Raw genomic sequence first — 13,195 nt, forward strand, 5'->3', positions numbered from 1 at the left:
AAAATGTAAAAAATACATTTATTTTTAGTTAATTTGTTTTTCAGCACATTATTCAAACGCTTTATTATGATTTTCAATTCTTTCAGATTATTTACGCTAAGTTTTCTTCTGGTCCTAACGGGCATTACTTCCTGCAAAACTTCCGGAATAAATGAGTCGGTCAATGAACAGGCTAAGTCGGCTTACCTTTTTGTCTACTTTACCGGTAATGGCCCGGGCGAAGAGGCCGTGCATTATGCCTTAAGTCGCAATGGCCTCGATTATTATGCGCTTAATGATGATAAACCCATTGTAGCTACTGATGCGATAAGCAATACGGGAGGGGTGCGCGATCCGCATATTTTGCGTGGTGAGGATGGTATGTTTTATATGGTACTTACCGATCTTAAAACCCAAAATGGCTGGAGCAATACCGAAATCATTCTGGCAAAATCCAGTGATTTGGTTACCTGGGAATCGAGTAAAATCAATCTGGCAGAGGTCTTTCCTGAATTTTCAGACATTACCCGTGCCTGGGCTCCTCAAACCATTTATGACGAAAAAGCCGGAAAATATATGGTATATTTCTCGATGCTACAGCCGGGTAGCTATGACAAGATTTACTACGCCTATGCCAATGCTGATTTTACGGCTTTGGAAAGCACTCCCAAACAACTTTTTTACAGTCCCGATGAAAAATCCTGTATTGATGCCGATATCATCAAAAAAGGCGGTCAATTTTATATGTTTTACAAAACCGAAGGCACCGCGACCAAAGGTATTCGGGTTGCAGTATCAGACAGTCTTACGGACGGTTATGTGCCTGTTGAGGGCTACGTAGACCAGACCGAAAAGGCCGTTGAGGGTTCTTCCGTTTTTAAAATGATAAACAGCAATACGTACATTTTGCTTTATGATATGTACATAGACGGCGAGTACCAGTTTGCAGAGAGTACAGACCTCAAAAACTTTACGGCTTTGGGCGCAGCCGAAATTTCCATGAATTTTCACCCCCGTCACGGGACCATAATTCCGGTAACTGAAGCAGAAGCCACTCGTTTACTCAAGGCTTTTCCATCTAAAGACTTACCGCTTTTAGTAGGCGCAGCTAATTCGAGCGTTCGCACCCAAAATGTCAAAGCCGATGCAACGGATAAGACGATTTACCTTCCGGTGTATCCGGGTACAAGCCTGACTGATTTCGATCCTAAATTATTAGCATTTCCGGGAGTTCAGGTAGAACAGAAGAGCGGTCAGAATTTTGAAAACGCTCCGGTTTCCTATACGCTCAGCCTTCCCGATGGTACTACAACAACCTATGCAGTGGAAGCTGAAATAGCCGGAAATCCTGTTTTGAATGGATACTACGCAGATCCCGAAATCATTTATTCTAACAAAGACCAAAAATTTTACCTGTATCCTACCAGCGATGGGTTTGACGGCTGGTCTGGTAAATACTTCAAGACTTTTTCATCTACAGATTTAATAAACTGGAAAGATGAAGGCGTAATCCTCGATTTGACTAAAGATGTGAGCTGGGCGAATCGCAATGCCTGGGCGCCCTGTATCGCAGAGCGAAAGATTGATGGGAAATATCAGTATTTCTACTACTTTTCGGCAGCTCAACAAATAGGTCTGGCTGTAGCTGATGATCCTGCAGGACCTTACAAAGATCTGGGTGAGGCTTTTGTAGGCGAAAAACCTGAAGCCATCAAAAGGGGAGGAGGTCAAATCATAGATCCTGATGTTTTTTACGATCCACAAAGCGGAAAAAGCTATTTCTATTGGGGAAATGGGTATATGGCAGGAGCCGAACTGAATGACGATATGCGTTCTATGAAGGAAGAAACCATCACCGAAATGACCCCTGATGGTACCTATCGTGAGGGTACCGAAGTATTCTTTAGAAACGGAAAATACTATTTTATGTGGTCTGAAGACGACACCCGAAGCCCTAATTACCGGGTGCGCTATGCCACTGCCGATAGTCCGTTAGGACCTTTAAATATTCCCGATGACAATCTGGTCATTATGAAAGATGAAGAACAGGAAATTTATGGTACCGGGCATAATTCGGTAATCAATGTACCGGGCACTGACGACTGGTATATTGTTTACCATCGTTTTACGCGTCCTAAGGGGATCGCGATGGGAAGTCCGGCAGGTTTTAACAGAGAAGTGTCTATAGACAAACTTACTTTTGCGGAAGACGGGTCAATAGTTCCTGTAAAGCCAACGCTTCAGGGAATTGAGCCGGTAAGTCTTCCGAGATAACAGAGCATCAAAAAATACTATACTTAAAAGCCCTCGTTACTTTGATAACGACGGCTTTTTAATTCAAAAATTATACGTGCTACAAACAGCAATTTAAAGCGGATTCTGTTTGAAGGCAGAAGGTGTTCTACCAAATTTCTCCTTAAAGATTTTTCGGAAGTATTTGGCATCGCCAAAACCAACTTCGTAAGCTGCCTGCGATACGGTAAAATTTTCCTTTTCGATGAGGTAAGCCGCTTTCTCAAGCCTGATGTCTCTAATGTACTCATTGATACTTTGACCAGTAATGGCTTTAACCTTGCGGTAGAGGGAAGATCTGCTCATCCCAATATGTTCTGCAATAGTCTCTACGCTTAGATCCCCTTCCTGGGTTTGCTCAAAAATGAGTTGTTTTAATTCGGCCAGGAATCTCTTTTCATTTTCGAGAATTTTGGAATCCTCCTGATTATCTGATACCTCAGATTGGGAGTCCTGAACTTTTTGAAGCAGAAATTCCCGACTTTCAATCAGGTTTTTAACCCGGGCTCGCAGCACCTGAACATTAAAAGGCTTTACGATGTAATCATCAGCTCCCTCGTCATAACCCGTCTCAATAGTCTCATAATTGCTTTTCGCAGACAGTAAAATCACCGGAATGTGTGAGGTCTCCTTTTTGTTTTTGATAAATTGACAGAGATCAAGGCCGCTCTTTACGGGCATCATTACATCGCTGATAATCAAATCTGGGATATATTTTGTTGCCAGGTTTATGCCTTCCTCTCCATCTTCCGCCTGAATGAGGTCGTATTCTGAACCAAGCGCACTTTCTAAAAACTCAAGAATATCTGGGTTGTCGTCTACGAGCAAAACCAGTTTGCGGGAGCTTTCTGCTTTAAGATAAACGCTGTTTGCCTTGGGTTCAGGATTAACAGGCTCTGAATCACTAATCCGTTTTTCAACCTCTTTTTTATTGATCTGAGGCCGCTCTTCGAGCTGAAGATAGGCATCAAGTAAGGTGTCGTCGTTCGGTATTTTTAGCGTAAAGGTGCTGCCCTGATTGGCTTTGCTTTCTACCTCAAGAAAGCCCTTATGCAGATGTGCAAATCTTCTGGAAAGCGCAAGACCTATACCTGTGCCGTCTTTTTTAAACTTGTTCTCCGATTGATAGTACCATTCAAAAATGTGGTTGAGGTCACTGGTTTTGATTCCACTTCCGGTATCTGATACCACAATATTGACATACGATTCATCAACTTCCAGAATGACATTGATTTTACCACCATCGGGCGTGTATTTTATAGCGTTTGAAATCAAATTGTTTACGATCACGTGTATTTTCTCAAGATCACAATACACCTTTATTGTTTTCTGAGGCATAGTGACCATCAGGTTGATGTTTTTTTTCTTTACAACCGGTTCGTATCCCGAGAGCCACTGAGAGAGGTTTTTGCTCAGATTGTATTCATTAATTTCCAGTTTACTTAGGCCTTCTTCGCTTTTCCTGAATTCTAACAGTTTATTTATAAAACTGAGCAGGTTATCTGCATTACGTCGTATGAGCTTAAGGCTTTTGCGGTGTCGTTTATGAACAATCTCATCGAGCAAGGTTTCGAGCGGAGCTAAAATAAGGGTAAGCGGGGTTTTAAGTTCGTGCGAAAACCCGGTATAAAATCGAATACGCTCTTCATTGAGTTCGTGCTCAAGTTTGCGCTGTTTTTGTTCAAAGAGCAGCGAGTTTTTAAGGTGGATGCGTTCGGAGTAGTATTTGAGCCCACTAACAACCAGTATAATAATCACAGCTAAATAGAACAGATACGCGGGTAGTGTTCGCCAGAACGGAGGCAAAATATTAATATCTAGAGTTTTTAAATCTGTGGCATTAGGCAGATTATTCTGTTTGATTTTTAAAGTATATTTCCCTGGCGGGATGTTACTAAAATTAATCCTATTCGCATTTTTAAGATCAATCCAATTTTCATTAAAACCTTCAAGAATATAGGAGTAGGTGATATTTTCTGAAAAGGGAAAGCTAAGGCTTGTAAAATCAATTGAAAATATCGTCTTGTCATATGGAATATTTATTTGCTTTTTATACAGCATAGAGCTGCTCAAAATTCCTTTGTCGTCTTCTCCTGATATGGGTACAGACTCATTAAAAATTAATAGGTCTTCCAGAACAATTGGCCCGGCAGAACTATTTTGATCCAGAGCTTCTGGATTAAACTCAAATATTCCTCTATTACTTCCCAGAAAGAGTTTATTGGAGGATGATTTTAAAATTGCGCCGAGATTGAATTCCGTTATTTGAAAACTTTTGGGCAAGTTTATAGTTTCAATAGTATTGGTTTCAATATTGTATTTATTGATTCCCTTATCGGTAGCTAACCAGAGATAATTATCATCCCAATTAATTATGCTATTTACCGTATTGTTGCTCAATCCCTCTGTCTCTGTAATACTGATTGCTTTTGTCGAATTAGGATTGAAGCGAATTAGTCCTCCGTGCTTGGTTCCTGCTACGACTTCTCCGGTTGTTAAAACAGTAATACTGTAAACGACGTTACCACGTAAATTTTCAAGATTATTGGTGTGATAGGAATAAGCACTTTGATCTTCCAGATCATAACTCAGAATACCATTACCATAAGTTGCTAACCATAAGGTTCCTTTTGAATCCTCAGTAATATCACGCACATCAATTTTTCCAAAGGCTTTCTCCAAAGGCTCTTCATTGATAAAGTCTTTTTTACTCTCGGAATATTTAAAAAAGCCATCGCGGTTTGTTCCAACCCAAAGTTGTCCCTCTTTATTCTCAAATATTGATCTTACATCACTTCCCTTGCCTATACTTCCTTGCAAATAATAAGACCATTTTTGAGTTTTCAAATCAACACAGGTAATACCACCCTTATAAGTGCCGATCCATAATCTATCTTTGCTGTCTTTATAAATAGTATTTATATAGTTTGTAGAAAGTTTGTTGCTCGAGGAGTAAACTCCGTAGTCAAAATTTCCGCTTTTGAGATCATATAGGTCAATGCCTCCACCGTCAGTACCCAAAATAAGTTTGTTTTCAGATAATTCTTCAATTGCAAATACACGGTTATGCGCAATTCGTTCAGAGTTATACAAATCATTGCTTATTAAAGTCAATGCTTCACCGCTTGGATCAACAAAATTTAAACCGGCACTGGTTCCAATCCACATATTGCCGGAAGAATCCTTATAAAGCGCTGATATTGTTGCGTCAGAGACACTTGAGTTATTTTCTTTAGGTAGATACCATTTAATGGAGGGTTTTTCAGGATTATCAAAAAGACTTTCACGGTCTAAAATATTTAAGCCACCGTATTGAGTGCCAATCCAGATTTGACCAAAATCATCTTCTTCGAGAGATAGAACTACATCGTCACTCAACCCTCTTGTTGTCTTTTGTTGGCCTAAATGAAATTCTTTTCCAGTAGCCGTAAATACTTTAAGTCCCGAGTGTGTTCCTACCCATACATTATTCTTTTGATCAACTAAAACCGCATTTATAATGGCTTCATCTTTGTTTTTATAGGGATATCGAATAACTTCTTTTCTTTTGATATTAAGTTTATTTAAACCGTTATCAAAGGTTCCTATCCAGACTATACTATCATTTTGATTTGTTAAACATGATATTTTGTTTGATGAAAGCGAATTTAAATGCTCTGACTGATGGGAATAAAAACCAACACTTTTATTGTTTTTAAAGATATGTAATCCTTCATCATAGGCTCCAACAAGCAATTTGTTGTCCTTAAGTTGTAATACTGAATTAATGCTATTTGATATATAAGCGAGATCGGATTGGAAAAATGAAAATTCTTCGGTACGCGGATTAAAAATATTTAGCCCACCATCTGTTGCAACAAATAGCGAACCATTTTCACACCTCCTTATTTGTTGAATATAGTTGTTAGTTAGATTAGAAGTTTCCTGTCTGAATACTTTAAATTGATTCCCGTCATATCTGTTAATGCCGTCTGATGTCCCCACCCATATAAAACCAAGTTTGTCCTCTTCAATAGATTTGACCTGATTGTTTGATAAACCGAAGTCTGTATCAATAGTATAAAAGGTTAGCTTATTGGATAAACGTTCCTGTTTAGTAGTTTGATTTTGACCAAATAGGATCAAACCAAACAATTGAAATATAAATAATGTCTTAACAGAATTTTTAGTTAACATCTTGTGACTTCTAAATTGTGAATTGTTATTAAAAATAAGACTTTAGTTTGGTAAACCGTTGTATTATCGGGCTTTTGAACAGTATACCCCCTAAGATTTCCCCAGCCACCCCCGTAAGACTTCACATAATATTGGGAAACTTGTAAATGTGAAATTGCTAAAGATTTATTAAAAAAGAAAATCTCAGGCAAGTCTTAAAACAATCATTTTAGAAATAGTATCCTTAATGCATATTAAAAGTGTTTATTTCTTATTGGTAGCTTTTGCAATTAGCGCATTGACTAATGCCCAGCAAAATATTAAGAATACTTCCTTTCTTCCCGGAAAGGTATGGTATGATATGCAAGGAGATACTATAAATGCTCATGGGGCTGGTTTTTACTACGAGAAAGGGGTTTACTACTGGTATGGCGAGCACAAGAGTCGTAATAGTTTAGCTGAAGTAGGTGTTCGCGTTTATAGCTCAAAAGATCTGCTTAATTGGAAAAATGAAGGTGTTGCCCTTGAGGTAAGTAAAGAAGCATCTTCTGAAATTACTAGAGGCTCAGTCATTGAGAGACCTAAAGTTATTTATAATGAGAAAACCGGAAAATATGTGCTGTGGTTTCATCTTGAACTTAAAGGAAAAGGATACGAGGCAGCGAGAACAGGGGTGGCAGTCAGTGATTCACCCGTTGGACCTTTCAGGTATTTAAAATCGTACAGACCGAATGCAGGTGTGTGGCCACAAAATTTTAATTCTCAACAGAAAAAGACAAATTCTAACGAATCGTCCTATAAGTGGTGGACAAAAAAATGGTCAGAAGCTCTTGTAAATGGTCTATACGTTCGCAGAGACTTTGAAGAAGGGCAAATGTCAAGAGATATGACTGTTTTTGTTGACGATGATGGGAAAGCGTATCACATACACTCTTCAGAAGAGAATCAAACGCTGCATATATCACTCTTGACAGAAGATTATCTAGACTTTACTGACACCTGGGTTCGGGTGCAGCCTGGTGGACAAAACGAGGCTCCTGCTGTCTTTAAAAATGGCGATTATTATTATATGATTACTTCGGGCTTGACTGGTTGGGACCCTAACGCTGCCCGTTCTTTCCGGGCAAGATCAATGCTTGGTCCCTGGCAAAGTCTTGGCAACCCGGCAAAAGGAAAAGGGGCTGAAGTTACATTTAATTCGCAAAGCACTTATGTGTTGCCTGTAGAAGATAGAAAAGATACTTTCATTTTTATGGCTGATCGCTGGAACCCCAAAAATCATCAGGATGGAAGGTATGTGTGGTTGCCAGTAATTATAAATAATGAAGGAAACCCTGAAATAAAATGGACTGATGAATGGAATTTTAACGAAAAAAGCTATTCAACTGAAAATGAATTAGGTGGAAAATAAAATGCGATACCTCAATCGATATCGTAAACCAGTAATCAATAATTAAAACTATTAAACTATGATCAAACCAGACGACTTAAGTCTTTGCCTTTTAAAGCAACCCAACTGTAAACTATGAAACTATTGATAAAAACTACCTTAAGATTAGAACAATAATTATGAAACATAATATTCTTAATATTAAAAGAGCCTATTCTTTGATGCTGCTGGTTTTGAGTTGCACATTGAGTCTAAATACATATGCCTTAAGACTTGATAATTCTGAAGACGTGGCGTTGCAGAAAGTGGTTACCGGTACTGTATATGACGACAGTGATAACAATCAACCTCTTATCGGGGTTACGGTTGTTGAAAAAGGAACTAATAATGGTACTGCTACAGATTTTGATGGAAATTATTCTATTCGGGTCGCTCCGGGGGCTACCCTGGTTTTTTCGTTCGTAGGTTTTGAAACGAAGGAAGTATTGGTTTCAGACCAGGAAAGTATAAATGTAACTCTGAGTCTTAGCTCAGAATCATTGGAAGAAACCGTTGTAATAGCCTTTGGAGGTAAGCAGCTTAAAGAAAGTCAGGTAAGTTCTATCGCAACTATCAACCCCGCAGAACTAAAAGGACCTACCAATAACCTTACTAATATGATCGCGGGTCGCGTACCGGGAATGATTTCTTTTCAGCGGTCTGGTGAGCCGGGGGCAGATAACTCTGACTTCTTTATTCGGGGTTTGAGTACTTTTGGGAGTGGTAAGCGTAATCCCCTCATATTAATTGATAATATTGAATCTACGCCCACTGATCTTGCTCGTTTGCAACCAGACGATATAGACACCTTTTCAGTCTTAAAAGATGCGGCAGCTGCTTCAGTTTATGGAGCGCGTGGTGCAAATGGCGTGATTCTCATTACCACAAAAAGTGGTAAAGCCGGTAAGGCAAAATTTAGTGCACGTGCAGCATCGCGAATTTCAACTAATACTGATAATTTTCAGTTTGCAGATAATATTACCTATATGAATCTGGCAAATGAGGCTGCACTTACGCGTGATCCTCTGGCGGCATTGCCTTATTCGCAAATTAAAATTGATCGTACAGCGGCAGGAGATAATCCATATTTGTACCCCAGCAATAATTGGATAGATCAAATCCTAAAAGACTATACCGTTAACCAAAGTTTTAATATTAGTGCCAGTGGAGGCTCAGAACGTGCGCGCTATTATGTTTCAGGAACTTACAATGTTGATAATGGAATTTTGGATGTTAATCCCATAAATAACTTTAACAGTAATATTAAACTCCAAAATTATTCGCTTAGAAGTAAATTGGACATAGATTTAACACCAACGACTTTCGCAACAGTTAATATCTACGGTCAGTTTGACGACTATAATGGTCCAATCGCTCAAGGTGGAGACATCATTGCTTCAACGGTAAATGCAAACCCGGTAGCATTTCCAGCAATCTTTCCTTCAGAATTTTATCCTATAGCAGAGCATCCTTTATTTGGTAATGCTCCCTTGTCATTGTCAAGTAATGCTCTATATAGAAATCCATATGCAGAGATGGTTAGAGGGTATCGTACTACCAAGAACTCAACGGTACAGGCACAACTTGCAATTGATCAAAAACTTGACTTTATTACTAAAGGGCTTAAACTAGGAACTATGAATTATATAAGACGTTATAATTCCTATTCAATAAGTAGAGCCTATAATCCTTTTTACTATCAGGCTTCCCGTAATCCGGTTGATAACAGTATAATGTTAAGAGTACTAAATGACGGTACTCAGGCCTCCATAGGCACCCCCGGAACTGAATTTTTAAATCTTGCCGGAGGCGGGAATGTTTCAAATTCCAGAATTTACAACCAGTTTACACTTAATTATGATAAAACATTTGCTGAAAAGCATGTGGTTTCGGGTTTTCTAATCAATGTTTTACAAAGTTATGAGACTACGGAATATGATAACCTTCAGCAATCGTTACAATATCGTAACCATACTTTTTCTGGAAGGTTTACCTATGCTTTTGATAGAAGGTATATTGCCGAATTTAGCTTTGGGTATAACGGTTCAGAGCGTTTTGATCGCAGCAACAGATATGGTTTTTTCCCTTCATTTGGTGTAAGCTATGTAGTTTCAAATGAAGCTTTTTTTGAAAAATGGAAAGAAACTGTGACCAATCTCAAGTTGCGATTTACCTACGGTAAGGCCGGAAACGACGAAATTGGAAATGCAGATGAGGATAGATTCTTTTATTTATCAAGAGTAAATGCGAATAACGGAGGATTTGGAGCTCTGTTCGGTCAGGATTATAATTACTACCGCCCGGGTATATCGATAGATCGTTATGCAAATCCAAATATTGGTTGGGAGATTTCGGAGCAATACAATTTTGGTATAGACATTGGTTTATGGAGGGATTTAAATATTACTGCAGAGATTTATCAACAAAACCGTTCAAATATACTTCAAAGACGTACCGAAATTGGGGATGTAATAGGTCTAACCGCACAGCCTCAAGTAAATTTTGCAGAGCTTGAGTCAAAGGGTATTGATTTATCTTTAGATTATAACAGGCAAATAAATCAGGAGTGGTGGACACAGGCAAGAGCTACGTTAACTTTTGCGACTAATGAGGTTAAACAGACTAATGAGCTCAACTATCCCGATGATTTAAGTTACCTCTCTCAGGTAGGTAATAATGCATCTCAAATGTACGGGTATCTTGCTGAGCGTTTATTTACAGATCAGGAAGAAGTAAATAATTCACCAGCACAATTTGGTCAATATACCGGTGGAGATATTAAGTATCGTGATGTAAATGGCGATGGCGTGATTACACCTTTAGACCGCGTACCTATTGGTTTACCAACTACACCTGAATTAATCTATGGTTTTGGAGGCACTGTTGGATATAAAGATTTTGACTTAAGTATTTTCTTTCAGGGATCTGCCCGGTCCTCTTTTCAAATCGATCCCAGAGCTATTTCACCATTTGTTTTGGGTACGGGTGATAACACTGGTAGACAAAATGGCTTGCTTAAAATCATTGCAGACAGCTACTGGTCTGAAGACAACAGAGACCTATATGCATTTTGGCCTCGCCTAAGCTCAACAGTAATTGAGAATAATGTGCAGAGTTCATCCTGGTGGCTGCAAAACAATGATTTCTTAAGACTTAAGAATCTTGAGTTTGGCTATCGTGCTTCAGAGCGCCTTACAGAATCCTTAGGCTTACGCTCTTTACGTGTTTATGCGAGTGGAATCAACCTGGCCGTTTGGAGCAGCTTTAAGCTTTGGGATCCTGAAATGGGAGGAAATGGTTTAGGATATCCTATTCAATCTACTTACAACTTAGGTGTTCAATTTGACTTTTAAAAAAACTTAAATATGAAAAATATACTATTTAAAAAATCTTTTAAGCGAAAGTTAGTGCTGGTACTGGCACTACCCTTTGTGATGATTTATAATGCCTGCCAGGATGATTATCTGGATGTAGTTCCTGATGGTCTGGCTACTGTTGATAAAATTTTTAATTTGAGACAGGAAGCTGAAAAGTACTTATTTACCTGTTACTCATATATGCCAAGGTTAGGAGATTTGCGTAGAAACGCGGCCTTTCTTGCCGGTGATGAAATGTGGGTACCAGACAACCGTGAAAACGGGGATTACTTTGCATTAGAGATAGCATTAGGAAGGCAACGTGTTGCAAACCCATATTATGATGTATGGCAGGGAGAGTATCAGGGAGGTTTACCTTTTGACGGCTCTGAAATCTGGGATGGTATCAGACACTGTAATATTTTTATTGAGAATATGTCTGATCCTAACAATGTACCTGATATTACAGATACTGAGCGGGAACGCTGGATTGCAGAAGCTAAGTTCTTAAAGGCCTATTATCATTTTTATTTAATGCGGCATTACGGGGCGATACCTATTATCAAAGAAAACGTTTCTGTAGATGCTCCAACACCTGCATTTGATTTACCGCGTGATCCTTATGATGAGGGAATTAATTATATAGTAGAACTTCTGGATGAAGCCGCTGCAGTATTACCACCGGTGATCGCAGATATCAATACAGAATATGGTCGCATAACCTCGGTTATTGCAAGATCATTAAAAGCACGGGTTTTGGTAACTGCCGCCAGTCCATTATACAATGGTAACCCAGATCTTTCGGTAGTAATTAATAACGATGGTACACCTTTATATAATACCACTTTTGAAGCTAATAAATGGCAAATTGCGGCTGATGCAGCAAAAGAAGCCATTGATGCAGCTGAAGCTGCAGGACTAAGATTGTATGAGTTCAATGAGGCTTTAACGGGATTTGATCTTACAGATACGACTGTTACCAAGTTGAGCATTCGTAATGCAATCACAGACCCTGAAAGCCTGGAAATTATTTGGCCTAATACTCAGAGTCTTACAAATGGCGCAGACGGCCTTCAGGCCAGTGCTATGGCACCTCTCGAGGTTGGTCATAATACCCGGGTGGCACGTAAAGTAATTTCACCTACCATTACGATGGCAAAATTATTTTATACTGATAATGGAGTGCCAATCACGGAAGATAAAGCTTACGATTTTAACGATATCCTTGAGTTGAGAGAAGCTCAACCTGATGAGCGTTATAATATAGAAGAAGGATACCGCACTTCAAGATTAAATTTTGACCGGGAACCTCGTTTTTATGCAGACTTGGGTTTTGATGGAAGTATGTGGTATAAGCGTGATGCTTTGGGAGATGAAACCAAATGGCACATAGAAGGTAAATTCGGGGACTATTCAGGAAGTGATCATCCATTCTTTTTTAACGAGACCGGGTATTACTGTAAAAAACTGGTGAATTGGAGAATGACATTTAGTAATGATGGTGGAACCTTTGAGACCTATGCCTGGCCCGAAATGCGTCTTGCAGATTTATATTTGCTCTATGCAGAAGCTCTTAATGAAGTGTCAGGACCTTCACAAGAAGTTTATTCCTACTTAGATCAAATACGAGAACGTGCTGGTTTAGATGGTGTTGTAGAGTCCTGGGCAGCCCATTCTAACAATCCAAATAAGCCAACAACTCAAGAAGGTTTAAGAAGTATTATACAACAGGAGCGTATGATAGAATTGGCTTTTGAAGGACAACGATATTGGGATCTTCTTCGCTGGAAACGCGCGGTTCAGGAATTTAACGATAATGTGCAGGGTTGGAATATTAAAGGTGATGACGAAGCATCTTACTATCAAATACGCACCATTCATCTACAAAACTTTATTTCACCTCGTGATTATTTCTGGCCACTTAGTGAAACGTCTTTAATCCGTAACACAAATCTGGTTCAAAACCCAGGTTGGTAATTTAAAA

Annotated in this window: 5 protein-coding genes; 4 read left to right on the top strand and 1 reads right to left on the bottom strand. The window is 39.0% G+C overall.

Features of this window, described 5'->3' with window-relative positions; translation table 11 throughout:
• Positions 1 to 66 precede the first annotated feature (66 nt).
• A complete protein-coding gene (locus CJ305_RS12125; protein WP_099646547.1) occupies positions 67 to 2,253 on the top strand; it encodes a glycoside hydrolase family 43 protein in 2,187 nt (728 codons plus the stop codon).
• A gap of 93 nt (positions 2,254 to 2,346) precedes the next feature.
• On the opposite strand, the gene CJ305_RS12130 is transcribed toward CJ305_RS12125, so the two are convergent.
• The gene (locus CJ305_RS12130) at positions 2,347 to 6,447 is read right to left on the bottom strand and encodes a hybrid sensor histidine kinase/response regulator transcription factor (RefSeq protein WP_099646548.1); all 4,101 of its coding nucleotides are present in this window, start codon (positions 6,445 to 6,447) and stop codon (positions 2,347 to 2,349) included.
• Between the two features lie 226 nt (positions 6,448 to 6,673).
• Between CJ305_RS12130 and CJ305_RS12135 the strand changes: the two genes are divergently transcribed.
• From CJ305_RS12135 to CJ305_RS12145, 3 genes are all read left to right on the top strand, one after another.
• Positions 6,674 to 7,837: a glycoside hydrolase family 43 protein gene (locus CJ305_RS12135; RefSeq protein WP_099646549.1), complete on the top strand. Its 1,164-nt coding sequence runs from the start codon at positions 6,674 to 6,676 to the stop codon at positions 7,835 to 7,837.
• Between the two features lie 158 nt (positions 7,838 to 7,995).
• Entirely contained in the window at positions 7,996 to 11,208 is a 3,213-nt protein-coding gene (locus tag CJ305_RS12140) for a SusC/RagA family TonB-linked outer membrane protein (RefSeq protein WP_223248869.1), read from the top strand.
• A gap of 12 nt (positions 11,209 to 11,220) precedes the next feature.
• Positions 11,221 to 13,188, top strand: coding sequence for a RagB/SusD family nutrient uptake outer membrane protein (locus CJ305_RS12145; protein WP_189319439.1), 1,968 nt, complete (start codon positions 11,221 to 11,223; stop codon positions 13,186 to 13,188).
• Positions 13,189 to 13,195: the final 7 nt, after the last annotated feature.

It is taken from the genome of Leeuwenhoekiella nanhaiensis (assembly GCF_002744755.1).
GTDB classification, from domain to species: Bacteria; Bacteroidota; Bacteroidia; order Flavobacteriales; family Flavobacteriaceae; genus Leeuwenhoekiella; species Leeuwenhoekiella nanhaiensis.

Excerpts from the sequence above, each read along its gene's own strand:
- CJ305_RS12140 (WP_223248869.1), top strand. The coding sequence starts at position 7,996 with ATGAAACATAATATTCTTAATATTAAAAGAGCCTATTCTTTGATGCTG.
- CJ305_RS12130 (WP_099646548.1), bottom strand. The coding sequence starts at position 6,447 with ATGTTAACTAAAAATTCTGTTAAGACATTATTTATATTTCAATTGTTT.
- CJ305_RS12145 (WP_189319439.1), top strand. The coding sequence starts at position 11,221 with ATGAAAAATATACTATTTAAAAAATCTTTTAAGCGAAAGTTAGTGCTG.
- CJ305_RS12125 (WP_099646547.1), top strand. The coding sequence starts at position 67 with ATGATTTTCAATTCTTTCAGATTATTTACGCTAAGTTTTCTTCTGGTC.
- CJ305_RS12135 (WP_099646549.1), top strand. The coding sequence starts at position 6,674 with ATGCATATTAAAAGTGTTTATTTCTTATTGGTAGCTTTTGCAATTAGC.